The sequence below is a fragment of the Pseudomonas sp. A-B-19 genome (assembly GCF_019947515.1).
In the GTDB taxonomy this organism is placed as follows: Bacteria; Pseudomonadota; Gammaproteobacteria; order Pseudomonadales; family Pseudomonadaceae; genus Aquipseudomonas.
Genome location: NZ_JAGYGN010000031.1, coordinates 37,377 through 61,428, shown reverse-complemented (window position 1 = coordinate 61,428; position 24,052 = coordinate 37,377). Strand labels below are relative to the sequence as shown.

Below are 24,052 nucleotides of genomic sequence, written 5' to 3'. Positions count from 1 at the left end.
CACTTTAATGACAGGGCTCGATTTCCCTCGTGCTATCCAAGGATGAGGGCACTGTCGAACGGTGTGACCATGCACGGGAATGACCGTGCTGGTAATGGATGATCTGGTATCTGGTACAACCCACCTGACAGGGAGAGAATCGAACGCGCTTATCGGGAAAGCTCACATGCCATTACAACCATCCCGATTTCAGCCAGGTCAGTTTTGAAAGGAATTTCACCGACCTCTTGGAAACCGAAACCCTCATAGAAGCGCCGGGCGTTTGAATTGGTCTTGAGTACGTCTAGCCAGAGCAAGCGTTCTCCGCGCTCTATCGCCCGGTTGCAAATGAAATGCAGAAGCTGTTTCCCATACCCTCGTCCTGCTACGGATTTGAGGAAGTAAATCTTTTGAAGCTCCGCGCCCACTGTGCCAGTTAGAGGCGCAGGCGTTGACCAGTTGACTTTGGAAAAACCTACGACCCTACCGCTTTCGTCCGAGGCTATAAGCCACAAATGGCTAGCGGATGATTCGAGTGATTTTCCGAGTGTGCAGGGTGAGAAGTCTTGATTGAGGAAACCCTGCATACCGGCGAGAGACCAGATGGCCGAAAAATGCTCTCGATAGGTCTCGCATCCGACTTCACGTAGAACATTGAGGTCGGCTTTGGTTGCTTCACGAATGTTGATCATATTCCTCCCCGGTTGATTTGCATGAAGAGTTTGATGGGCGCTTCCTGCGACGAAATTTGTCATGGTTGCTAAGTGCCGGCCTGCGCTCGGGCCCTATCGTCATCAAGACAGAGCGTAAGCGCCAGACCCATCGTAGGCGATTGGCTGAATCGTTCAGCGGCCGTCGTAGCCTTGCCGACCGAGTCTCTGACAATGTATGAGTGCCCCGCACCCGGCAAGCCAAGCCTTGGAGCAACCTGCCAACTGCGCCATACCTCAACTTCGCAAAACCCTCAAAGCGACCGTTCAATGGCAGAATCTCCTCAACTTGATTGTTTTGGAGAACACCATGCTTCGTGTGTTTGAACGAAGGCTCGACCCCTTTCCTCCTGACGAGGTACCACCGCCACCCGACGGCCTGGCTCGCTTTCTGTGGGCCTGCACGCGGGGCGCTCGCGGTTACGTTCTTGCACTTGCGCTGCTCGGTGCCGGTGTGTCGATATACGAAGCCTGGCTGTTTTCCTTCCTCGGGCAGGTCGTGGATTTGCTCTCGACCTGGCAGGCAGGCGGTGAGGCGGCTGCGCAAGAACGTCGAGTGTTGTGGGGCATGGGTATCGTAATGGTGGCCAGTGTCGGGCTGGTGGCGTTGCGCACCATGGTGCAGCACCAGATATTGGCGATTAACTTGCCGTTGCGGCTGCGCTGGGACTTCCATCGCCTGATGTTGCGGCAGAGCCTTTCGTTTTTTTCCGATGAGTTTTCCGGCCGGGTCACTACCAAGGTGATGCAGACTGCGCTAGCGGTGCGCGACGTGTTATTCACCCTTATCGAGATCGCACCCGGGATCGGGGTGTATTTCATTGCGATCATTGCACTGGCCGGCGGCTTCGCTCTGAAACTGATGCTGCCTTTCATTGCCTGGGCCGTTCTGTTCGGTCTGGCCATGTGGTACTTCGTGCCCCGTCTGGGGAAAGTCGGGCAGGAGCAGGCCAATGCGCGGTCGATGATGACCGGGCGTATCTCAGACGCCTACACCAACATCACAACGGTGAAGCTGTTCTCCCACTCCAATCGTGAAGCGCACTTCGCGCGAGCGGCGATGGAGGATTTCAAGCAAACCGGCTTTCGCCAGATGCGTCTGGTAAGCCAGTTCGAGATCGTCAACCAGGCATTGGTGGTGGCGTTGATCATGGCAGCAGGTGGTTATGCCCTGTGGCTCTGGCACCAGGGCGAGGTCGGCGCAGGTGCCGTGGCGGCAATCACCGCCATGGCGTTGCGTATCAATGGCATGTCGAACTGGATCATGTGGCAAATGACCTCGCTGTTCGAGAGCATCGGCACCGTACAGGATGGCATGGCGACGCTGACCCTGGGCACCAGGGTGCAAGACGCGCCGGGTGCCGGCGCGCTGGTGACCCGCGGCGGCGCGGTGACCTTCGATAAGGTGAGCTTCAACTACAATGGCGAACGCCAGGTGCTCGATGGTTTGAGCCTGAGCATCCGCCCGGGCGAAAAAATCGGCCTGGTTGGCCGCTCTGGCGCCGGCAAATCCACGCTGATCAACTTACTGCTGCGCTTCTATGACGTCGACAGCGGGGAGATTCGTATCGACGGCCAAAACATCGCACGAGTGACGCAAGACAGCCTGCGCGGCTCCATCGGCATGGTCACGCAGGATACCTCCCTGCTGCACCGTTCCATTCGCGACAACATCGCCTACGGTCGTCCCGATGCGACCGACGCGCAAATCCGCAGCGCCGCGGCCAATGCCCAGGCCGATGAGTTCATCAGTCAACTGAGCGACCGGCAAGGCCATACCGGCTACGACACTCTTGTGGGTGAACGGGGCATCAAGCTGTCGGGCGGCCAGCGCCAGCGCGTCGCGATTGCCCGGGTGATGCTCAAGAACGCCCCGATCCTGCTTCTTGACGAGGCCACCAGCGCGCTGGACTCGGAAGTCGAAGTGGCCATTCAGGAAAGCCTCGATGAAATGATGCAGGGCAAGACCGTGATCGCCATCGCCCATCGGCTGTCGACGATTGCGGCCATGGACCGACTCATCGTCATGGATGACGGTCGCATCATCGAACAGGGCACTCACACCGAATTGCTTGGAAAGAACGGCGTCTATGCGCGGCTGTGGCAGCATCAAAGCGGAGGGTTCCTGGGTGAGGATAAGGGTGTGGTCGAGGCTATGGATCAGGCGTGAGCGTCAAGGGGGCGCAGCAGGCATTGATCAGGCTCTACAGGTCTCTGTTGTGGCGTTGATTCGACAGGTTGATGTGTGTATGGATCTGCACATATGCACGCCATTGATTGTAGGTTGGCTGCGCAGTCCAATCGCTTTGATGTATTGGTTTGCAGTTGTCTCTTTACATAGCATATGGTAATTCATATATTCGAAAAACCGTATATGAGCTGCGACTCAGGTAGACCCGCGCACCTTTGAGGCGCTCTCACACATTGGTGTCCGATGCCTTGCCTCACACCCTTCACGAAATCCATGAGCGCATCAAGATGTTCGTCCTGGTCAAAAACAAACACTGAGAAACGATATGGTTGACCATCTGACACCGACCACTGTTTTCAAATGCCTGGCTGACGACACGCGGGTGCGCACGATGATGCTCATCACCCGTGAAGGCGAATTATGTGTTTGCGAGCTGACTTGCGCATTGAACGAGAGTCAGCCAAAAATCTCCAGACACCTGGCGCAGCTGCGCAGTAGCGGTTTGCTGTCGGACCGTCGGCAAGGCCAATGGGTGTATTACCGACTGCACCCGAATCTCCCCGATTGGGTCCATCAAGTGCTGACCACTGTGCTCGAAAGCAACAAACATTGGTTGAGCCCTGACGTCAAACGCCTCGATGAGATGGGTGACCGTCCTGAGCGAGCAGCCGTGTGCTGTGAAAGCCAAAGCGCCTGATGGCGCCTTCGACGACGAGACCGCTCGATGAGAATCCTGTCAGGTTTGCCGCTGCCAAATGAGACGTTGCGTCCGCGGGCCATTCAGCATCCTTCCCCTATCGAATACATCGGCCAGTTCGACAGCCAGTCGAACGCCCACTGACTACAGACACAGAGCACAACAACATGACTATCAAAGTTGGCATCAATGGTTTTGGCCGGATCGGTCGCCTCGCTCTGCGAGCGGCCTGGAGCTGGCCAGAGTTCGAATTCGTGCAGATCAACGATCCAGCGGGCGACGCGACGACTCATGCGCACCTGATCAACTTCGACTCGGTGCATGGCCGTTGGCACTCTGCAGCCAGCGCCGAAGGCGATCATGTAGTGATTGACGGCAAGCGCATCAAGATAACGGCCAACAAGGCGATTGCCGACACCGATTGGTCGGGCTGCGATCTGGTGATCGAAGCCAGCGGCCAGATGAAAAGCGTGGCGGTGTTGAATGCATACCTGGACCAAGGCGTGAAACGTGTGGTGGTCTGTGCGCCGGTCAAGGAGCAAGGCGCCTTGAACGTGGTGATGGGCGTTAACCAGCACCTGTTCGACCCTGCGCAGCACCGCATCGTCACCGCCGCCTCCTGCACCACCAACTGCCTGGCCCCTGTCGTCAAGGTGATCCACGAAAAGCTGGGTATTCGTCACGGCTCGATCACCACCATCCACGACCTGACCAACACCCAAAGCATTCTCGATCAGCCGCACAAGGATTTGCGCCGTGCACGTGCCTCCGGGATGAGCCTGATTCCGACCAGTACTGGCTCGGCCACGGCCATCGCCGAAATCTTCCCGGAGCTGCGCGGGCGCCTGAATGGTCACGCGGTACGGGTGCCGCTGGCCAATGCTTCGCTGACCGATTGTGTCTTCGAGGTCGAGCGGGCCACTACCGTCGAAGAGGTCAATCAGTTCCTCAAGGACGCTTCCGAGAACGAGCTAAAAGACATCCTTGGTTTCGAAGAGCGTCCGCTGGTGTCCATTGACTACCGCACCGACCCGCGCTCATCGATCATCGATGCGCTGTCGACCATGGTCATCAATGGTACCCAGGTCAAACTCTATGCCTGGTACGACAACGAGTGGGGCTATGCCAACCGCACCGTCGAACTGGCCAAAATGGTCGGTCTGGCAGTTTAAGGAGCGGTCATGAACGCGTTGTCAGCCCTCGCTCCGCAAGTGCGGCAGTACCTGCTCGTGACGGGCAACTATTGGGCCTTCACCCTCACTGACGGCGCTTTGCGCATGTTGGTGGTGCTGCACTTTCACGCGTTGGGCTATAGCCCACTGCAAATCGCGGCATTGTTTCTGTTCTACGAGCTTTTTGGCGTGATCACCAACCTGCTGGGTGGCTACCTCGGCGCCCGGCTGGGTCTGAACCGCACCATGAACATCGGGCTGGGTATGCAGGTCGCGGCGCTGTTGATGCTGACGGTGCCCTCGGCCTGGTTGACCATCCCATGGGTGATGGGCGCTCAGGCGTTGTCCGGGATCGCCAAAGACCTGAACAAGATGAGCGCCAAAAGCGCTATCAAGCTCCTGGTCCCTGATGGCCAGCAGGGCAAGCTCTACCAGTGGGTGGCGATCCTCACCGGCTCGAAGAATGCACTCAAGGGTGTCGGCTTCTTTCTGGGCGGAGCCTTGCTGGCCTTGATCGGCTTCAAAGGCGCCTTACTGGCCATGGCCAGCGTACTGGCGATGATCTGGATCGGCAGCTTGATCCTGTTGAAGAAAGATCTGGGCAAGGCCAAAGCCAAGCCAAAGTTTCGCGACATCCTGTCCAAGAGCCGGGCGGTCAATATCCTCTCAGCGGCGCGGATGTTCCTGTTCGGTGCCCGCGATGTCTGGTTCGTGGTGGCCTTGCCGGTGTACTTGAGCAGCGTGTTCGGCTGGGATTTCTGGACGGTTGGCGGCTTCCTGGCGGCCTGGGTGATTGGTTACGGCATCGTGCAGTCCTTCGCGCCCAACATCACCGGCAAGAAGCGTGGGCGCGTACCGGATGGTCGTGCGGCGTTGCTGTGGGCACTTGCACTGGCGGGCCTGCCTGCGGCAATCGCTCTGGGGCTGACCACCGGGTTGTCACAACAGGTGGTGCTGCTCGGCGGATTAATGGTCTTTGGCGCGCTGTTTGCGGTGAACTCGTCGCTGCACAGCTACCTGATCGTGTCCTACGCCAAGGAAGACGGCGTGTCGCTGGATGTGGGTTTTTATTACATGTCCAACGCCATGGGGCGGCTGATCGGCACGGTGCTTTCCGGTTGGGTCTATCAGGTGTATGGGCTGGAGGCGTGCTTATGGATATCGAGTGGATTCGTGCTGCTTGCAGCTTTGATTTCGGCTGCATTGCCTCGTCACGCGCTTGGTGAATGACCGCTCCTGGCCGATTCTTTCAACAGAACCGACCGATAGCAGTCTGTCGAGAAAATCGCCCGCCGCCACAGGTGCCAGCCTGGGACATGATGACTGCGTCGGTCTTGGTCAGATGCCATATCGGCTATCGGGAAAACCTTCAACACTCACGTTGAAGTGCAAACTCGATAGCACTCAGCAAGGCATCGCTGCTGAAGGGCTTACGCAGGCATTCGATGGGTTTATAGCGACTGGACTCGGCCAGTGTCGCTTCATCCCAATGTGCCGACATGCAGATCACCGGGAATTGTCTGTCCTTGAGCGTCAGGGCGTGCATGACGTCTATCCCGGACAGGCCGTGCATTTTCAGATCCAGCAACAGGCAGGCGATGTCATTGAAGTTTTCCAGGGCCAGGAATTCCTCGCCCGAGGCGAATACCCGGGCGCGGTATCCGGCTGACCGAAGCAGGTTGGCCAGGCTTTTGCGCACCGACGCATCGTCGTCCACGATGCAGACGATGATCATGACGCTGCCGGATGATCCGCAGGCGGTGTCGATCGTCATGAAGAACCCTGCGTGCCAAACGCCGGCTCGGCGCTGAGCAAGCCATACAGGCTGACCAGACTGACCAGCGAGCGCGTCTGCATCTTCTCCATGATGTGTTTGCGGTGGACCTTGGCGGTGACTTCACTGGTGCCCAACCGGTTGGCAATGTGCTTGTTGGACAGACCCGCGACGATCAGCGGCAGCACTTCGTGTTCACGGGGGGTCAACAGGGCAGCCCTTTGACGGGCACTCTGGGCGCGTTGCCATTGCTCGAACGCCGTCGCTGCGCGCTGACGGGTGGTGCGCAGGATGTCCAGCAACTGGTCGTCATTGAAAGGCTTGGTCAGGAACTCGACCGCTCCCGCTTTCATGGCCTGCACCGACATCGGGATGGTGCCGAAACCGGTCATGAAAATAACCGGCCACGGCAGTCCGCGCCGCCCGAGTGTGGATTGCAGCTCCAGGCCTGTCGCCTCGGGCAGGCTGACGTCCAGCAACAGGCAAGCGGGGCCGATGTCGAGGTCGGCACTGAGCAATTCTTCGGCCGAGGCGAATATCCGGTGCACGATGCCTTCGGCCCGCAGCAGTCGGCTGAGCGCTGTGCGCACGCTGGCGTCATCGTCCACGATGAACACCGGCACGCTGTCAGGATCGATCCGCTGCTGATCCTCGGACGCCAAGGGGGCCGCAGGGTGGAACAGGGGCAGGGGCGGTTCACGTTCTTTCAATAATCGGTAACCTCGGCGCGGGATCGTCTGGATGAGCTCTTTTTCTCCGAGCAACTTGCGCAGCGAGGAAATCTGCACCTGCAGATTGTTTTCCTCGACGACGGTGTCAGGCCAGACCTGTGTGATCAATTCATCTTTGCTGACGATGCGGCCATCGGCCTGCATCAGCACCGAGAGGATTTCGAACGCCCGGCCCCCGACACGCAGCGGCTGTCCATCAAGAAAGGCTTCGCGCCGTTCCAGGGAAATAGTGGCTTGGCCGAGTCGGATCATACGTTCCTCTGCACTGCGTTGACGGGAGTGACGCCGGAACGTCGTTTCTCAGGGCTACACGCTAGGGGACGGCCTCGCATAATGCAATTATCCCGAGGGATAACACGCGGCGATTTCAGAGCGCAAAAACCACAGGCCGCGGGGGGGGCTCAACTGCCATTCTGGTGCCAATGACGGACAGGATTGCTTGAGCGCAACCCCCCGGGCCAGAGCCTTGCGTATACTCCCGGGCTCAGCCCGAAACGAATCTTCAGCGGTGATTGTTCATGCCCAGCAACCCTCCCTCAGCATCCGGTTCCCACAGTCTTGACGTCGTACACGATGAAGCCTGGCTGGAGCGTTGCACCTTCACAATACTGCGCCGGGAAAACGACCTGACCTGGTTCACGCTTCAGGATCGGGCATCGGGCACACGCTGGCTTGCAGCCCGGGCGCCGATTCAACGGCCTGCCCTATGCCAGCGGCTGGAGCGCGATTTTCACCTGCGCCTGGATCCGGCCTGGGCGATTGCCCCTGTCGCGTTCATCCGCTCGGCCGAGGGGCCTTTGTTGATCTATCCCGCGTCCGGGGTGCCGCTGACTGATTTGATCAGTGACACGGGGCTGCCACTGGCGCGCTTGCTGGCCATCGCCGTGGCCGCGGCCAACGCGCTGGCGAGCGCCCAGAAGGTGGGTGTGCGACATGCCAGTCTGCTACCTCACCACTTGGTGGTGGATGCGGCCGACTCGGTCAGACTGCTGAATTTTCACCGCCATGCCGGGGAAGCGCCCGCCGTTGAACTGCCCGGCCTGGAACAATGGCCTTATCTGGCCCCCGAGCAGGTACGACGCGATGCCGCCAGTTTTGATGCGCGCAGCGATGTCTACGCGCTGTCCGCGATTCTTTATCAGGCACTGACCGGCCGACTGCCGCTCACTGCCCGCGACCCGTCCCAATGGCTGCACGTGCACGCCGCTGTCCAGCCGCAATCACCGGCGATTCATATCGCCGATCTGCCGGAAGGCATCTGCCGAGTGTTGCTCAAAGGCCTGGCGAAAGAACCGGGTGTCCGCTACCAGAGTGCCGAATCAATGGCCGCGGATCTGGCCTGGTGCCAACAGCAGTGGCTGGAACATGAGCGTATCGACGCGTTCCGCCTGGGCGCTTTCGATGCGTTGCCTTCCTTGGCCCGCAGCGATGTGCTGTTTGGTCGAGAGGCCGAATGTACGCAGTTGGTCGAGCTGATGCAGCGGGTGGGCAGCGATGGCATTGCCCGGGTTCTGCTGGTCGGTGGCGCGCCGGGCGCCGGCAAGTCGACGCTGATCCATCAGGGTGTCCGGCCCCTGGCGCCCGGCTACTGGGCCAGTGGCAAGAGCAATCTGTTGCAGCAGGAAATTCCATTCGCACCCCTGGCGGAAATCTTCAAGTCACTGATGACCCAGTTACTGGGCAAGCCGGCTCTGGAATTGCAGGCAGTGGGCAAGCAACTGGTCGAACGGCTCAAGGGGCGGGGCAGGCTTCTGGTGGAGCTGGCGCCGGAGGCCGAGCTGGTCATCGGGGTCACACCGGAGCTGCCGAACATGCCGGCCCGACATGCGCTCGATCGCGCCAACCGGACCCTGCTCGATGTACTGGAAGTTTTCGCTCAGCCGGGACGCCCCCTGGTGCTGTTTGTGGATGACGTGCAATGGGCGGACGATTCGACGCTGTCGTTTTTGCAGGCCTTCGTCGCCCGGCGGCCCCGGCATCTGGTGCTGATCCTGGCGTATCGCGAGGCCGAGTCGCAGGCCCTCGAGCGCGAGGGGGGAGTGCTGGAGGCGTTGGGCCGCGAGCAGTCGTTGCCCTGTGCAAGCGTCATGCTGGGGCCATTGTCGGTGCCTGCGGTCGTGGAGCTGATCGCCGCTGAGCTGGACACCGACCCCAGGGAGATTGAGGCGCTCGCGCAAATCGTGCATTACAAGACGGCCGGCAACCCTCTGTTCGTCAACCAGGTGTTGCGCGCATTGATCGATGAACGTCTGGTGCGCTTCGACGTGCAGGGTCGCCGCTGGGTCTGGAGTCAACAGGAGGTGGACGGTTATCGCTACGCCGACAACGTCGCGGACTTGATGGTACTGCGACTCGAGCGCCTGTCACCGATGGAGCGCGAAGTGCTGCGCACGGCCGGCTATGTCGGCGGGCGCTGTGATGAATCACTGCTGCACCGGCTGTTGCCGTGTGAGCCGCAACAGATCACCCATGATGTGCAAAGCCTGGTCGATGCCGGTTTTCTGCTGCGTGAGCACGAGCAACTGGTGTTTCTCCATGACCGTGTGCTTGAGGCGGCCTGTCAGCTTGCGGCGCCAAGGAGACGCGCCACCGAGCATGCGCGTATCGCTGGCGCCATGCTTGATCATTGGGGCGAGCAGATCCATGAGCATGTGTTCGAAATCGCCAGTCAGGTCCAGCGCATTGACGCCGATGAACAGCAGGCGCATCGCCGCGCCGCGTTCGTCGAGTTGTTGGTCGAAGCCGCCGAACGCGCCCGGGACACCGCCGCTGTCGAGCAGGCTGTGGGCTATCTTCGCACGGCCGAGAGTCTGCTCGGCCAGACAGGTTGGTCGAGCCTCTACAGCCAGGCGTTTGCCACCCAATGGCTGGCTGCCGAGTGCGACATGCTCATGGCCGATCTGGACAGCGCCCGGCGCCGCCTCGACGATTGCCTGACCCACGCCACCACCGTGCTCGACCGCGCGAAGACCTATCGGTTACGGGCCACCTTGCGCACGCTGCACTCCGATTACGAGGGGGCGATCGCCGAGGCGTTGAACGGTCTGGCCCTGCTGGATATTCCCCTTCAGCGCAGGCCTTCACAGAACGATTTGACCCTGGCATTTACCCAGGTTCGCGAGCTTGTCGGCACACGCCGCATCGCCGATCTGGTGCATTTGCCCAAGGCCGATGACCCGCCTGTCGAAGCGGCCATGGAGTTACTCAGTACGTTGATTTCTTCGTTCTTCGTCGACGACGACATTCGTTTTCTGCATTTGGCGAAAATGGTCGAACTCACACTGCTGCATGGCACCACGCCAAGTAGCGGTTACGGTTTTGCCTGGTTTGGCGTGATGATTGCCGAACGCTATGGCGAATATGTAGACGGGCAGGCCTTCGCTGAGGTGGCGCTTGAACTCACCGACAAGCACGGCTACGAAGCAGGGCGCACAGGCACACTGGTGGCGCTCGATCAGGTCAGCCCGTGGACCCGCCCGATGGCGTACGCTCGACAGAAGGCGTTCGCCGCATTCGAGTGCGGCCAGGCCGGCGGCGACCTGGGCATGTCCTGTTACGCCTGCAACCACATCGGTTCCGACCTGCTGTTCATGGGCGAACCCTTGCAAGGGGTGTTGAACGAACTGGAGCATGGGTTGGCCTGGGTGCGGCAATTTCATTACATCGATATCGAGCGCATCCTGCTGGCGCAACAGGCATTCGCCACCGATCTGCGCGACGGGCGCCTGCATCGACCGTTGGCCGAACCGGATGGTATCGAATACGACCGTTTCGGCCCCATCGACCGTACCCGTGTGTCGCAGCCGACGCTGTTCTGGTCGTGGCTGTATTGCGGTATGTCGGCGTTTTATTTCGGCGATATCCCTTACGCATTGCGACGTTTTGAAGACGCCGCCGCGCTGGCCTGGTCCATTCCGGCGCATATCAATCTCGCCGATTACTACCTGTTCTACAGCCTGGCGTTGGGCAGTGCGCAAGCGCCGGGCGAGGTGGCGGAAAAACTGGAAAAACTCGAGCGGCAACGCCTGCGGTTCCTGCCGTGGGTCGAACTCAATCCGACAACTTTCCGCAACAAGTTGCTGCTGATCGAGGGCGTCATCGCCCGTTTGCGCGGTCAGGAGCTGGTAGCCATCCGCTGTTTCGATCAGTCGCAGATCGCTGCTGCGGCGGCCGGTTTCATCCACGAACAGGCGCTGGCCCATGAACAGCTGGCCGATATCTGCCTACCCAACGGGCTGGTGTCGGGTGCCAGTCACCACCTGCGTGTCGCACGCGACTGTTACAACCTGTGGGGCGCCGAGGGCAAGGCACGTCAATTGGAAACCTTGCACCCGTTTATGAGTGCGCAGCCGTCGTTCGAGCCGGTCCGGCCTGTGACCCAGGTCCGCCTCGATCTTGAAGTGGGGATCGAAGCGGCGCGTGCACTGTCGCAGGAAGTTCTGCTCGACCGACTGGTCGAAACCTTGATGAATCACTTGATGATTCAGGCCGGTGCCGACAATGGCGTGCTGATGATCGTCAGCGGCGCCGAACTGCAACTGGCGGCGACGGCTTCGGTCGAAGCCGGCAATGTACGGGTCGCGCTGGACGCCGGGCAACCGCTCGAACAGAGGGCGCCGGCCTCGGTGCTCAACGCTACGATGCGCACGCGCACGACCCTGGTGCTCGACGATGCCCGCACCGAGTGTCCCGAGGCCTACAGCGTCGATCTGCATCAGCGTCAGGCACGGTCGGTGTTGTGCCTGCCGTTGCTCAAACAAGGCACGTTGATTGGTCTGGTGTATCTGGAAAACAGCCTGGTCCCCAAACTGTTCAGCGCCGAGCGCCTGACCATGCTGGAAATTCTCGCCTCTCAGGCTGCAGTGTCACTGCAAACCGCCAAGCTGTATGAACAGTTGGTCGAGGACAACCAGCTACGCGCGCAGATGGAAGCGGACTTGCGCAGTTCCCGGGCGGAACTGGCGCGTAGCTCGCACCTCAAGGTCATGGGCGAGCTTTCTGCTTCGATTGCCCATGAAATCAGCCAACCGTTACTGGGCATCGTGTCCAATGCCTCGGCCAGCCTGCGCTGGCTCAAGCGTGATCAACCCGATCTGGAAGAAGCGATTCAGGGACTGGAAGACATTCGCTCAGACAGCGCCCGTGCCGCGGACATTGTCCAGGCGCTTCGCGTACTCGCCAAACAGGTGCCATCGCAACGGTTGCCGGTGCACATCGATCAGATGATCGGTGAGGTCGTGCGCCTGACCGCCACCGACCTGGCGAACCGCAACGTGAGCCTGGAAACCCGGCTTGATGCGCGATGCCCGGTGTCGGTCGACGCGGTACAGATCCAGCAGGTGGTGTTCAACCTGATCACCAATGCGCTGGAGGCCATCGCCGGAGCAGGGTTGCCCAATGGACGCATCATCATCGGCTCCGCGGTGAAGGACGCTCATGTCCAGGTCTGCTTCCAGGACAACGGGCCCGGAATTGACGCGCACCAGCGCGAGCAGATCTTCGATGCGTTCTACACCACCAAAGGCAGCGGCATGGGAATGGGCCTGGCCATCTGCAGGTCGGTGATCGGCGCGCATGGCGGGACGCTGGTGGTCGAGGATAGCGAGCAGGGTGCCCGGATTTGCTTCAACCTGCCACTGGCACCGGCCAGCGCTGGATAAAAAAAGGTTCTTCACGGAATTCCGGGAAACTGTAGGAGCCAGCTTGCTGGCGATGGACTCAAGTACGCCGCGTTTATCCAGTTCACACGCGTTATCGTTATCGACCATCGCTGCGATGCGGCGACCCGACAAGCCAGCTCCTACAAAGGAGCGTGCCCACGCTTTTTAGGCCGCATGAGCGGCCAAAGGGGAGGCGTTCGTGTTATCGGGTTCGATCGGTTCACGCGTGCTGCTCCTGTGCGCGCGCCTGACCCACGCCGTCGACCAGGCTATCGCGAATTCTCCATTGGGGCATGTCCCGATCCATCACTGGCGGCTGGCCAGGCTGGCTCGCTACAGGATCGAAGGCCCGGCGCCATGCCTTGGGTGTCATCCCTTCCAGGCGGCTGAAGGTGCGGGTGAAATGCGAGTGGTCTGAGAAACCGCATTCATAGACGACATCGGTGATCGGCATCGAGGTGATCAGCAGGCTTTTGGCTTTTTCGATTTTCATCATCACCAGCCAGCTTTGCGGCGAGTGGCCGGTAACCTTTTTGAACGCCCGGGAAAAATGGCTACGGGACAGGTTGCAGTGTTCGGCAATCTCGCTGATGCGAACACAGCTGCCCATGTCCCGCAGCATCAGCTCCTTGGCGCGGCGCTCCTGCCAGCCGGACAGGGCACCCAGCGGCCGTACAAGGGTGTATGGATGGTTTGAAATCACCGATTGCGGGTTCATGGCGGCTCTCCTGATCGTTCAGGAAAGTCTGTCCGCCGGGGACATTTAAAGTCCTTAAGCAAACCTTAAGAGTTCTGAAATCCAGTGTCCGTTGCGGTGTGTCCTTTCATGCCGGTCAGCCAGGTTGGAAGCGAAGGATGATTTGTTTTTTACCGGACCCGTCAGAGCGTTCCAAAGGTCAACTCCATCGCCAGTACAGCGGACAACGCCAGCATAATCAGCAATGCGATAAACATCAGGCTCAACTGAGCGACCTGCTTGTAAACGGTCATCGGCCTTTTGGTGACTCGTGCAATTGATTTATCAGAGGAAGCCATCACCCATTCTCCCTTTTGCACGCAATGCGTAATCGCTCCGGAAGGAGTACATCAGGATCACCGGCAGGATGAACTGCGCGCCGACATCATCCAGCGGAACGGTGTTGGCGGTGGTCAGGGTAAGGTGCATCGCACAGGGCGGGTTTGACCTGAGCAGCAAGGCGATAGAGTTGCATGGTGGTGTCGCACGATTCATTTTTCACCCCTCGCATCATGCCGGGCCCGCCGTCTCCATGATGTCCGGGACGACAGCTGTTGCGGGTACCAGGGGGCCTGCAACTAATGAGCCATTTCAATAGGGCGAAGGAAAAGTTCAAATGAATGAACAGGCTCTGAGTGTTTGAAGCGAGAGAAAAGGGGGAGGGGGGAATATTCCTCAAATCAGGTGGCAAACGCCCGTTCGGGTGGGTGAAATGCCCCATTTATGGAGATAGCCCCCGGCCCCTTTTTATGGTTCTTCACGCAATCCCGGGGAGCACCGATACCTGTAGAAGCTGCGGTGCGGCGATCCGACTTGCCAGCGATGGCAACTGACGGCCGAGCATTTTCTTCCTGGTGTACATATTCATTGCTGCGGTAACGGCCACTTAGGGTTCCGCCCTGACGGCGGGTCACTTGGAAAAGCCTGTAGGAGCGAGCTTGCTCGCGATGGAGGTCAACGATGACGCGGGGAGCCTGACACCCCGCGGTGCTCTCAGGTTTTTCGCGAGCAAGCTCGCTCCTACAGGGCCCGCCGCCATCGGCCATCCATGGCCGTGCGCGGCCTCACGAGGGGGCGTGCACCGCAACAGCACCGCGAGGCGAGGCGAGCTAACGCTCGACCTCGTTGTTTGGTGGTGCACGCATTCCCCTGTAGGAGCTGCCGAAGGCTGCGATCTTTTGATCTTGATCTTCAGCAATCTCCAGATCGCAAAAGCAAGATCAAAAGATCGTCCGAACGCGGCCCGAACCTTCGGCAGTCCCTACAGATATTTCGTTATATGTGTTCCCCGGAATTCCGTGAAGAACCTTTTTTATCGACCATTTTGGGTAGGGACTTCTCGTACCCGACGGCGGTTTGACCGGCTGCGATTGGCCTACCGCAACGAGCGATAGGCAATGGGCTCGAGGTAAGCCGACTGCAGGTCTCGTTCCGGGATCTCCCAGATGATTTGCTTTGGCGGGGTTTCTTTGGAGGCCGGGTTGTTGAGGTAGCTGTTTGCAGCACCGGAGAACGCTCCGCCGTCTTTGGCGAAGTTACCTACGGGGGCGCCCAGTGCCTGCTGCACAAACCCTGCGAAGTTGGAGTTGCGTGAGAATGAAGTGCCGATGAGCACTGTATCGGGGAGGTCGGCATCGCCAAAGAGATCTGCCTCGGTGTCAGGGCTGGCGGCTGACGCAACGGGAAGTTCGTGGGTGCGGGTCTCGGCGAGCATTTCGGGGGTGGGTTGCCATTTGAGCGGCAGCCAGTCGATGCCCGCCAGATGGACCAGGTCGCCAGGTCGCACCGCGAGCGCGGCATGACTTTCGTTGAACGACCGGCGTGGCGTGGCGCTGATGCCCAGGGTCTTCAGGCGCTGTGCGATGGCCTCGGCTGCCACCTTCGCTCCCGATTCACTCCAGTGTGTATCGGTGCGCAACCAGGCACTGGCCCCCAGTGGCGTCAGCGCACCGGTGAGGTCCAGATTCGACACGCCACCCGCATCCAGTTTCGAGGTCCAGGCTCGAATGCGCCCTTCGAGAGCGGCCGGGCGGTGCAGTGCGCATAGCTGTCCGGAGGCGATGCGGCTCTTGTCTGGAACGATGACCACCAGCAGGCCGATGTCACGCTGGGAGAGCTGCTGCTTCAGATCAATCACTGCCTGGACCTTGGCATCGGCATTGCGCTGTGCCTGATGATTGACCTTGAGTTCATCGGCCAAAAACAGCCAGTCAGGACAACCCGGGCGAACCCTCGGCCCCGTGTCGCGCAGGAGCAGCCAACTGGCACCGCGCTCCAGCTCGGCGAAGGTCGTGGGGAGTTGAGCGTTCGACAGTTCCTTGGCGATCCGATGGGTGATATCGCCGTCAAGAATCTGCGTGGCCGGCACTTTATCGGGTAGCAGCGAGATCTGCCCTGAAACGATCAGACGGCCAGAGGACAGCAGGCCGACGACCAGGAATATCAACAGCGCCACGCCGGCCAACCGACTGCTGCGTGTCGCCAGATCCTCTGGCTGAGTGGGGGGCGGGGCGTGCTTTGGGGTCGTCATCAGAATTGGAAATACAGGAAGGGTACGGTTTCGCGACTGGCGATCAGTGCGAACGACAGCATGAAACCGGCGATGGGCCAAAGGGCGGCGGTGTATAGCGAAAGGCCGCCCAGTCGTTTCTCACAGTAAGGGCGCAGCAGCGGTGCGACGACACCGAACACTCCCAGCAAACCCGCAAGGCCGTGCACCGGGCGCAGGGTCGTGGACAGTTCGTCACCGAGGGCGATGCCCTGCAGACCGAACTGTCCGGCATACAGGCTCAGCGCGCCATGAAAGTCGGGGGCGCGGAACAGTGTCCAGGCCAGGCATACAAACAGCAGAGTCAGGCCATGGGAAAGCACCGGCGGCACCGGGGGCAGGGAAGAGCTGTTCCAGGCACGATTCACACATAACGCAATGCCATGGGCGCTGCCCCACAGCAGATAATTCCAGCTATCGCCACCGTGCCAGAGGCCGGCGATGGCCATGATCAGGAACAGGTTGCGGTAGGTTTTCCAGGTGCCGTTGCGATTGCCACCCAGCGAAATATACAGATAGTCACGTAACCAGCTGGACAGTGACAGGTGCCAACGACGCCAGAAGTCCTGGATGCTGTTGGCCAGATACGGACGATCGAAGTTCTCGGGAAAGTGAAAGCCCAGCATCAGTCCCAGCCCGATGGCCATGGCACTGTAGCCGGCGAAGTCGAAGAACAGTTGCAAGGAATAGGCAAGGCAGCCGATCCAGGCGTCGCAGAAGCTGGGGTTCGGCACACTGAACGCCACATCGACTACCGGCGACAGGGTGTCGGCCACCAGGACCTTCATGCACATCCCGACCATGAACCTGCGTGCGCCCAGGGAGAAATTCTGCAGGTTGAAGTAACGCTGATTCAGCTCACGCCGAACCCAGTCATAGCGAATGATGGGGCCGGCGACCGAATGGCCGAACATTGAAATATAGGTGGCGTAGTCAATGAAGCTGCGTTCAACCGGCACGGTACGGCGATGCACATCCACCAGATAGGAAATCGCCTGCAAGACGATAAACGACAGCCCCGCCGGCATGATGACCCGCTGCCAGTCCGGGGGCATGGCGCCGTACCCGGTGAGGGTATCGATCAAGGTGCCGGCAACGATGTTGGCGTACTTGTACCAGCACAGCACCGCCGTGTTGAGCACGATCAGCGTCGCGAGCAGCCGCACGCGGCCCTTGCCATCTTCGCGCAAGGCGTCAATCAGCAAGCCGCCGACCCACGCCGTGATCGTCAGCACCACATGCACCGCGAGGAACCGTGGGCTCAACCAGCCATAGAACAGCCAGCTGCCGATCAGTAACGTGACGTTGCGCCAGGCGGCCGGGCACACGGCATAGGCCGCCAGGAACAGCGGCAGGAACAACGTCAGAAACTCGAGAGAGGCAAAAACCATGGCGGTGGTGCGATCCGATCAGTGGGCCAGGACGTCAGTCGCGAGCAACAGGTAAGGGCCATTTGCCCCAGGCAGCAGCACAACGCTATAGCGCTCGCCGGCCTTGAGCTGGCCAAGGTCCAGCGGGGCACCGACGCTGGTTTGGGCGCAGACCAATTGCACCGACAGGTTGACCGGATTGATCGCTCGGCGTTGCACGCTGCCGTCGGCCACCTCCTTGAACAGGTCGGCGTTTTTTCCCGCAGCGCGCAAACCGGCCTGGGTGCACGCTGGATCGGCGCTGACAAACGCCAGCGAGGCTCTCAGGCTATTGAAGTCGTCGGGTTGCTCACGGATGACGACCTGGCGGATACCTTGAGCGCTGTCTGGCAAGGCGATCACGCTGGCGAACTCACCTGCCGCCACCTGGATGTCCAGTGGCTGGCTTTTGCCGTTGCGTTCCAGGGTGCCCTTGATCGGCTGATTGGCGGGCACGGGCAGGTAGTCGGACACGGCTTTCGAGCCTTCCAGTTTGAGGCTTGCGCGCGAGCCTTCGGCCAGCAACTGCAACGGTTGGTCGGCGGCGTTGATGAAGCGCAGGAAGGCCGAATCCTGATCCGGGCCCGTCGGGTACAGGGCAATGTCGGCGGCCTGGGCGTGCAGGCTCAGCATCAAGGGCGCGAACAGCGCCCAGCCAAAGGCGGATCGGGTCATTTGCCGGCTCCCGTGCTGCTGACGGTGTCGGCGGGGAGTTTGGCCAACGCTCCACCAATCGCATTGCCCCAGGATTGATAACCGGCGACGGTGAAGTGCTGCCCATCGGTGGTGATCCACTGCCCGGGTTTGGAGAACGTCAGCGAATCGATGTAGGTGCAAGGCGCCACGTTCGCGGCCAGAAACTGCGACATCAATTGGGTGCGGGCATCATTCTTCTGGTACATGCCGCCGGCTTTGCCCCAGGCCGGGCCCACCCAGGCGCAGCGGGTTCCGGTGGCGGCAATGGCCTTGGCCAGGCCAGTGACGCTTTGCCATGCCCAGGCTTTCGGAAACACCGGTTTGTCATAGGACGCCATGGTGTCACCGATGACCAGTACCACCAGGTCGGGCTTGTCGGCGGCGATCAGGTCCTGGATCGGTGTGGTGGTTGCCTCGCGCCCCTTGATCACGATCTTGTCGTTGCCTTTGCGCTCGGCGCCGCAGTCGACTTTCTTGCTGATCAGCCAGTCTCCGGCGCTGGCGCCGCAGGCACCGATGGAGTGGACCTGGGCGCCTTGGCGAGTCAGGTTGTCGTGCAGCGGTTCCAGCAAATGGTCCGCGAGGCTCATATGGCTCTCCCCAAGGACAAGGAGAGTCAGACCGGCAAGGGCAGATGTGGGCATCGAAAGCTCCAGAATGATCAGTTGGAATAAGGCGAGGTGTAGGGGCTGACCGGCAGGCTCATGGGGCCGCTGATCTCCTCGAACTGGTAGCGCAAGGACAGGGCACCGTTGATTTGTTGGTAGTCGCGGGCGTTGTCCAGGCCCAGATTGGCGCCCAGCAGGAAGTTTGACGCGACCTTGTATTCAGCCGCCGCGGCGACGCTGTAGCCGATCCCGGTTTTGTTTTGCCCTGCGTAGCGCAGGCCCGAGGCCGCCTGCAGGGCTTTGTCGGTCGGGAAATAGTCGACGCTGTCTTGCTCGAAATGCTGCACGCCGACCGAGCCCTTGACTTGGTACGTCAAGCGCCCGGTGCGTTGTGCCCAGGTCACCGGCACGCCCAGGGCGAAGAACGTCTGCGGGCTGAAATAGCCGCCGTGGCCGTAGGTGAAAAAGTCCTGGTTGTTGGCGTAGCTGATGCCGGTCATGCTCAAGCCGACGGTCAGTTTGCTGTCCGTTGCATTTTGCAGGTACCAGTACACACCGCTGCCCAGTTCACTGCGGTTGTTGGACTCGACATGGTTGCCCAACAGCTGGTGCCAGGAGGCGTAGCCATAGGCGCCGACTTCGTTGTCGTCAAAGCTCAACTGACCACGTCCGCCGTTGGCGGTCACACCGCCCCAGGACTGCCCGCTGCGTTTGTCCGTGGTGCCGGCAAACGAGGTGAGGCTGTCAGTCACCGGACGTCGGGAAACGCTCACGCCATAACGGACATCAGAGGTGTCGCTGATGGGGCGATCAATGCTGATACCGCCCGTTGCGGTGGTGTATTTGAAACCGAGCGGAGTGGTGCCGAGATCGGCTTTGAGCCCATCGGCGGGCCGTTGAAGGGCGACGGAAAGGCCGACACCCTCGGCTTTCTGCGAACCGGGGCTGCCGCTCTGCGCACCGTTGCCGAAACGCGACAGCGCCTCGCTGCTGGCACTGCCGGCGTTCAGCGAGACCGGTGTCACGCGCAGGGCGACGCGGCTCTCATCCAGCGGGATATTGATTTCCAGCGGAGTTTCAATGTCGGTGAGTTTGCTCAGTCCCGACTCACTGTTGTTGCTGCGAATGCTCACGCCCTGGGTGACGTAGGCGCTGCGCTCCTGAAGAATTTTATTGAGCGCCAGTTGCGCGGGGCTGATGTCCTCGCTCATCAGTGCTGCGCGGGGCAACTGCGACTCGAATGGATTGCTCGCCTGCTGCGGCCTTGGCGGGGCGTCGATGGCAAAAGGGCCGCTGCCCGGCATCTCCTGAACCGGTGGCGGGATGGCTGCCAGCAAGGTGTCGCGAGTGACTGCGTTACGTGACCCCGATACCCCGGCAAAAGGGTTGGGCGCCACTGTCGAGCCGGCCAGTTGAGCGCCCGGGCTTCTACGTTTCTCGCTCTGTTCGATGGCCACGGCTTTACGCAGCAGATCGGTCGCGGTGCCGGTTTTGCCCATGTTCTGGTAGAGGCGTGCGGCCTCGGTCAGCGTTTGAGGGTTACCGGATTCGGTCTTGAGCAGCTGCTGCAGCGCCTGTTCGGCAAAGGCCGTGTCATGTGCCAGCACCGCCGCGTCGGCAGCACCCAGCAACAGTTGCGGGTCGTTTGGCTGGCGCTGCAACAGCGGTTTGTAGAGTTCGAGGGCTTTTGCCGTATCGCCGTTGGCCGAGTACATCCGCGCCAGGGCCGCGACGGCCGCGCTGTCACCGGGACGTTGCGCCAGTGCGGGCGCCAGTGTGTCGTAGGCGTTGGCCAGATCGCCGCGTTCACGCAACTGGTCCGCCTGGCGGATGCGATAAAGATAGAGCAGGTCGTCGAATCGCTTGCGGGCCGGCGCGTTCAAGGGCTTGTTCTGAAGGTCGCGCAGAATCTGGTTGACCTGCGTGTCTTCGCCGGTTTTAAGCAGGACCGCGGCGTATTGCAGGATGAAGTCCGCCGAGGGCGCTGTGGTCTGTTGCAACCGCCCGCGCATGAGGGCCAGCGCACGGCCCGGCTCGCCGATGTCGACGTAGGCCGAGGCCAGGCTGGCCGTGCGGTCTGGACTGTCGTTGGCCGTCGGCTGAATGCGCTCGAGCAGGGTCAGGGCTTCCTGGCGCTGTCCGCGCTTGCCCAACTCGATCACCTGGCGAAGTTGCAGGTTGAAGCTGACGTCAGCGGCCAGGGCTTGCATGTCCGGGGTGCGCTGGTTGGGGCGCAAACGTCCCAAGGTTGTCTGGGCGGCTTTCCACTCACCCATCTGGACCGACAGCAAGGCGCTGACGTAAAGCGCATCGGCATTGTCGGGGTGGGCCTGGAGCATGGCATCGATCAGGTCCCGAGCCTTCTGGGGTTCGCCCATCGCCAGGTTCAGGCGGGCCAGGGCGAAACGCGTCCAGATGTTGTCCGGTTCAACGCGCAGTGCGTCTTGCAAGGCGTTACGCGCAGCGGGAAGGTCGTTGCGTTGTTCGGCGAGGGCGGCCAGTTGCGTCGCGCGCAAGGCTTGCAGGCGTGCGGACTGGCCGATCTTTGCCTGTCCGGTGGCGGGCAGGCTGTTGATCAGTTGCAGGGCTTCATCGTTCTTGCCGCTCTTGAGCAGCACGTTGACCAGCCCTTCCTGTGCTTGAGGGTCGTCGCGGCGCAGGCTCAGCACCTGGCGATAGTTGCGCTGAGCGTCATCGAACTGGCCCGCGCCGGCCTGAATGTCCGCCAGGGCGAGGCGAGCGTCCACTCCGTTTGGATTGAGCCGCAGGGCCTGGTTGACCAAGGCCAGTGCCTGGGCGGTCTGGCCTTTGGCCTGGGCGTCGCGGGCCTGCTGTAACGCCGACCAGTAGCGCACTTCGTTCAGCGCAACTTGCCAGTGGCTGCCGTCCTGTTGTCGCGTGGCCTGACCCAGGAGCTTTTCCGCTTCGTCCAGTCGGTGTTGTTGCTGGCGAATGACTCCAAGGCCACCCAGCGCATCGGCATCGTCGGGCCGGGTTTTCAAGCGCGCCAGGAAAGCCTGTTCGGCGGTGGCCTGATCGCCTTCCTTGAGCGCCTTCAGGCCGCGCGCGACTTCGGCGGGCGGTTGCCATTGCTTGCTGGTCGTCGTCGCTGCCTGTTGCTTGCCCTTGTTCATCTGCGCCCGGATTTCCACGTCATCCGGATGCGTCTTGAGGTACGCCTCGAACAACGGCACTTGTGCCGCATTGGGTGGGCCGATCCAGGTCAGCGCCAGGCGCCAGCTTTCGTCGGCATCACCGGCAATGTCGGTACGTTGGGTCAGCGCGGCCAGGGCGCGGATGCCCTCGGCACGGCTGTCTTCATGGCGCACCAGATGCTTGGCGTAAAACAGCGCGACGATCGAATCGTTGGGCATCTCCCGTTGCAGGCGCTGAAATCCACCGCGCGCTTCAGCCCAGTCCGCCTGATTGAAGGCAAGGTTGTTGTAATACTCGCGGCCAATCGTACCTTGAGGTGGACGGCCATCGAACAGCGCGCGAAACACGACAGTCGCCTTGTCACGTTCACCGGCATCGACGAGGCGCCGAGCCTCTTCCAGGCGCTGTTGGTTCTGCGGTTGTGCCAGGGCAATGTCCTGCGCCAATTGCAGTGCCTGCCGAGGCAAAGGCTGGATGGCCTGCAAGCGGGCGAGGTATTGCTGCGCCTGTTGTGGCTTGTCCTGTTGCACGCCGATCAAGCCCAGGCCATACAGGGCGTCAACCTGGACCGGGTCCAGCAACAGGACTTTCAGCCAGACTTCCGCCGCGCGTTGAGGGTTTTTGTGCAACTGCCAGTACTGCCCTTGCTCGACGAGCAATGCCTGTGGCGTCGGACTTTGAGCGTGGGCAGCAGCGGCCGTCCATGCGCTCATGACGGCGATGGCTAGCGTGCGGTGGTGCGCGTGCATGCGGTCTCCCAGGAGAGTTTCAGCGTTCCGTCTTCCCGGAATCGATAATGTTTATCTGCCCAGCCGAGCGCGAACAGGCTGAGCATCAAGTCGTAGTAACGCGGCGGGCCGACGTCGGTATCGAGCCTCGTCAGCGCTTGGCGCAAGGCGAGTTCCACGCGGTCTCGTTGCTGATCGGCCAACTTGGGTTGCCCCTTGGCCTGAAGGTAGGGAATCAGTGCAGCCCGGAAGCCGAAAGGGCTCTGGCCCTGGACACTGCCGTGCAGAACCTGGACCGTTTCCGGGGGGGAACCCGTCGCGACAGTGCTGCGGGCCATACCGTCCAGCCGTTTGAGCAGCCGCGCTGCCAGCGGTTCGGAGGTATCACTCATGCCCAGCCAGAGGTACACGCGAATGGCGTCGTAGCTGCCCGTGTCGCCGTGGACCGGGTCGCTGACGAAGACCCCCGATTGTGCTGAAGTGCCTTGATAACCGACCCAGTCCGCGATGAAACCGTGGCGGCTGGATTGGGCAATCATCGTCGCGGTGTTATCGGCAATCGCTTGCCAGGGCCCGGAGGGTGCTTGCTTGGCCAGCCGCCGTAACAGCGGCAGTGGCAGGTAGCTGGGGTTCAGGCGCCAGAGAGCGTCCGGCTGGACGAAGCCCTGTGGTCCAGGCAATACCATCGGCCCCAGCCCGGGCAGCTTGACGACCAATTGCGCTTCGATCGTCGCCATCAGCTGCAGGGCGTCCTGGTGATAGTCCGGCCGATGCCACAGGCGTGCGGCTTCGAGCAGGGCGTAGGCGATCCACAGGTCGGCGTCGGCGGCCGAATTGGCGTCTTGCAGGCGCCACTGACCGTCCGTGCCTTGCCCCCATAACCAGCCCGGCAGGCGTGTGGCGGTATCTGCGCCGGCGAGGTTGGCCGAGGTCCAGCGCCAGAGTTTGTCGAAGCGCTGCTGATCGTTGCCGATCAGCGCGAAGAGCATGGCGTAGGACTGCCCTTCAGAGGTGCTGTGATTGTTCGCAAGGCTCGATTCCAGAACCCGGCCGTCGGCCTGGACGAAGCGTGTTGCATAGGTCTGCCACAGTGGCCAGGCTGGCGGCTCGCAGGCATTTGCGGCCGCCATCGTCGGCGCCAGCAGGGCGAGCGCCAGCACGGCGCTCAACCTGCGCGCGTTACCGCGCAGGCTCTGGCGAAGTGAAGTACCCCGGCGGCTCACGGACGACACTGACATGAACGACACTGGCTTGCGC

General features: G+C 61.1%; 17 protein-coding genes and 1 pseudogene. 6 read left to right on the top strand and 12 right to left on the bottom strand.

Annotated elements, in window-relative coordinates; genetic code table 11:
- Positions 1-149: 149 nt before the first annotated feature.
- Positions 150-671 carry a GNAT family N-acetyltransferase gene (locus KGA81_RS25680; RefSeq protein WP_223549706.1) on the bottom strand — a complete coding sequence of 174 codons (522 nt, stop codon included), beginning with the start codon at positions 669-671 and terminating at the stop codon, positions 150-152.
- A gap of 328 nt (positions 672-999) precedes the next feature.
- On the opposite strand from KGA81_RS25680, the gene KGA81_RS25675 reads away from it, so the two are divergent.
- The 5 genes and pseudogenes from KGA81_RS25675 to arsJ all read left to right on the top strand — a co-directional run bounded on the left by KGA81_RS25675 (position 1,000) and on the right by arsJ (position 5,979).
- Positions 1,000-2,859 (top strand): ABC transporter ATP-binding protein, encoded by a 1,860-nt coding sequence (locus KGA81_RS25675; protein ID WP_223549704.1) that lies wholly within the window; start codon positions 1,000-1,002, stop codon positions 2,857-2,859.
- A gap of 263 nt (positions 2,860-3,122) precedes the next feature.
- Positions 3,123-3,197, top strand: a pseudogene (locus KGA81_RS30315) (arsenate reductase ArsC); the annotation flags it as partial.
- Between the two features lie 8 nt (positions 3,198-3,205).
- Positions 3,206-3,577 (top strand): metalloregulator ArsR/SmtB family transcription factor, encoded by a 372-nt coding sequence (locus tag KGA81_RS25670; RefSeq protein ID WP_223549702.1) that lies wholly within the window; start codon positions 3,206-3,208, stop codon positions 3,575-3,577.
- Positions 3,578-3,744: 167 nt separating this feature from the next.
- Positions 3,745-4,749, top strand: a complete 1,005-nt coding sequence (locus tag KGA81_RS25665) for an ArsJ-associated glyceraldehyde-3-phosphate dehydrogenase (protein WP_223549700.1) — start codon at positions 3,745-3,747, stop codon at positions 4,747-4,749.
- Positions 4,750-4,758: 9 nt separating this feature from the next.
- Entirely contained in the window at positions 4,759-5,979 is a 1,221-nt protein-coding gene (arsJ, locus tag KGA81_RS25660; RefSeq protein WP_223549698.1) for an organoarsenical effux MFS transporter ArsJ, read from the top strand.
- A gap of 139 nt (positions 5,980-6,118) precedes the next feature.
- Here the strand turns inward: arsJ and KGA81_RS25655 are convergent, their stop codons facing one another.
- Both KGA81_RS25655 and KGA81_RS25650 read right to left on the bottom strand, forming a co-directional pair.
- Positions 6,119-6,484 carry a response regulator transcription factor gene (locus KGA81_RS25655; RefSeq protein ID WP_223549722.1) on the bottom strand — a complete coding sequence of 122 codons (366 nt, stop codon included), beginning with the start codon at positions 6,482-6,484 and terminating at the stop codon, positions 6,119-6,121.
- A 35-nt stretch (positions 6,485-6,519) separates the two neighbouring features.
- The gene (locus KGA81_RS25650) at positions 6,520-7,506 is read right to left on the bottom strand and encodes a response regulator (RefSeq protein WP_223549696.1); all 987 of its coding nucleotides are present in this window, start codon (positions 7,504-7,506) and stop codon (positions 6,520-6,522) included.
- 353 nt (positions 7,507-7,859) lie between these two features.
- On the opposite strand from KGA81_RS25650, the gene KGA81_RS25645 reads away from it, so the two are divergent.
- Complete coding sequence (locus KGA81_RS25645; protein WP_223549720.1) at positions 7,860-12,914, top strand: AAA family ATPase; 5,055 nt, start codon at positions 7,860-7,862, stop codon at positions 12,912-12,914.
- 220 nt (positions 12,915-13,134) lie between these two features.
- On the opposite strand, the gene KGA81_RS25640 is transcribed toward KGA81_RS25645, so the two are convergent.
- The 9 genes from KGA81_RS25640 to bcsZ form a co-directional block, all read right to left on the bottom strand.
- On the bottom strand, positions 13,135-13,632 hold the full coding sequence (locus tag KGA81_RS25640) for a helix-turn-helix domain-containing protein (protein WP_223549694.1): 498 nt from the start codon (positions 13,630-13,632) through the stop codon (positions 13,135-13,137).
- A gap of 161 nt (positions 13,633-13,793) precedes the next feature.
- On the bottom strand, positions 13,794-13,949 hold the full coding sequence (locus tag KGA81_RS25635) for a hypothetical protein (protein ID WP_223549692.1): 156 nt from the start codon (positions 13,947-13,949) through the stop codon (positions 13,794-13,796).
- The gene (locus tag KGA81_RS25630; RefSeq protein WP_223549690.1) at positions 13,936-14,145 is read right to left on the bottom strand and encodes a hypothetical protein; all 210 of its coding nucleotides are present in this window, start codon (positions 14,143-14,145) and stop codon (positions 13,936-13,938) included. The genes KGA81_RS25635 and KGA81_RS25630 overlap by 14 nt, the downstream gene beginning before the upstream one ends.
- A gap of 880 nt (positions 14,146-15,025) precedes the next feature.
- Positions 15,026-16,180, bottom strand: coding sequence for an alginate O-acetyltransferase AlgX-related protein (locus KGA81_RS25625; protein WP_223549688.1), 1,155 nt, complete (start codon positions 16,178-16,180; stop codon positions 15,026-15,028).
- Positions 16,180-17,589 carry an MBOAT family O-acyltransferase gene (locus KGA81_RS25620; RefSeq protein WP_223549686.1) on the bottom strand — a complete coding sequence of 470 codons (1,410 nt, stop codon included), beginning with the start codon at positions 17,587-17,589 and terminating at the stop codon, positions 16,180-16,182. The genes KGA81_RS25625 and KGA81_RS25620 overlap by 1 nt, the downstream gene beginning before the upstream one ends.
- A gap of 18 nt (positions 17,590-17,607) precedes the next feature.
- Positions 17,608-18,282: an alginate O-acetyltransferase AlgF gene (locus KGA81_RS25615; RefSeq protein ID WP_223549684.1), complete on the bottom strand. Its 675-nt coding sequence runs from the start codon at positions 18,280-18,282 to the stop codon at positions 17,608-17,610.
- Positions 18,279-18,947, bottom strand: a complete 669-nt coding sequence (locus KGA81_RS25610) for an SGNH/GDSL hydrolase family protein (RefSeq protein WP_223549681.1) — start codon at positions 18,945-18,947, stop codon at positions 18,279-18,281. The genes KGA81_RS25615 and KGA81_RS25610 overlap by 4 nt, the downstream gene beginning before the upstream one ends.
- Before the next feature lie 17 nt (positions 18,948-18,964).
- On the bottom strand, positions 18,965-22,816 hold the full coding sequence (locus KGA81_RS25605) for a cellulose biosynthesis protein BcsC (RefSeq protein WP_223549680.1): 3,852 nt from the start codon (positions 22,814-22,816) through the stop codon (positions 18,965-18,967).
- Positions 22,792-24,033, bottom strand: a complete 1,242-nt coding sequence (gene bcsZ / locus KGA81_RS25600) for a cellulose synthase complex periplasmic endoglucanase BcsZ (RefSeq protein ID WP_223549678.1) — start codon at positions 24,031-24,033, stop codon at positions 22,792-22,794. The genes KGA81_RS25605 and bcsZ overlap by 25 nt, the downstream gene beginning before the upstream one ends.
- Positions 24,034-24,052: the final 19 nt, after the last annotated feature.

Excerpts from the sequence above, each read along its gene's own strand:
- KGA81_RS25680 (WP_223549706.1), bottom strand. The coding sequence starts at position 671 with ATGATCAACATTCGTGAAGCAACCAAAGCCGACCTCAATGTTCTACGT.
- KGA81_RS25675 (WP_223549704.1), top strand. The coding sequence starts at position 1,000 with ATGCTTCGTGTGTTTGAACGAAGGCTCGACCCCTTTCCTCCTGACGAG.
- KGA81_RS25670 (WP_223549702.1), top strand. The coding sequence starts at position 3,206 with ATGGTTGACCATCTGACACCGACCACTGTTTTCAAATGCCTGGCTGAC.
- KGA81_RS25665 (WP_223549700.1), top strand. The coding sequence starts at position 3,745 with ATGACTATCAAAGTTGGCATCAATGGTTTTGGCCGGATCGGTCGCCTC.
- arsJ (WP_223549698.1), top strand. The coding sequence starts at position 4,759 with ATGAACGCGTTGTCAGCCCTCGCTCCGCAAGTGCGGCAGTACCTGCTC.
- KGA81_RS25655 (WP_223549722.1), bottom strand. The coding sequence starts at position 6,484 with ATGATCATCGTCTGCATCGTGGACGACGATGCGTCGGTGCGCAAAAGC.
- KGA81_RS25650 (WP_223549696.1), bottom strand. The coding sequence starts at position 7,506 with ATGATCCGACTCGGCCAAGCCACTATTTCCCTGGAACGGCGCGAAGCC.
- KGA81_RS25640 (WP_223549694.1), bottom strand. The coding sequence starts at position 13,632 with ATGAACCCGCAATCGGTGATTTCAAACCATCCATACACCCTTGTACGG.
- KGA81_RS25635 (WP_223549692.1), bottom strand. The coding sequence starts at position 13,949 with ATGGCTTCCTCTGATAAATCAATTGCACGAGTCACCAAAAGGCCGATG.
- KGA81_RS25630 (WP_223549690.1), bottom strand. The coding sequence starts at position 14,145 with ATGAATCGTGCGACACCACCATGCAACTCTATCGCCTTGCTGCTCAGG.
- KGA81_RS25625 (WP_223549688.1), bottom strand. The coding sequence starts at position 16,180 with ATGACGACCCCAAAGCACGCCCCGCCCCCCACTCAGCCAGAGGATCTG.
- KGA81_RS25620 (WP_223549686.1), bottom strand. The coding sequence starts at position 17,589 with ATGGTTTTTGCCTCTCTCGAGTTTCTGACGTTGTTCCTGCCGCTGTTC.
- KGA81_RS25615 (WP_223549684.1), bottom strand. The coding sequence starts at position 18,282 with ATGACCCGATCCGCCTTTGGCTGGGCGCTGTTCGCGCCCTTGATGCTG.
- KGA81_RS25610 (WP_223549681.1), bottom strand. The coding sequence starts at position 18,947 with ATGCCCACATCTGCCCTTGCCGGTCTGACTCTCCTTGTCCTTGGGGAG.
- KGA81_RS25605 (WP_223549680.1), bottom strand. The coding sequence starts at position 22,816 with ATGCACGCGCACCACCGCACGCTAGCCATCGCCGTCATGAGCGCATGG.
- bcsZ (WP_223549678.1), bottom strand. The coding sequence starts at position 24,033 with ATGTCAGTGTCGTCCGTGAGCCGCCGGGGTACTTCACTTCGCCAGAGC.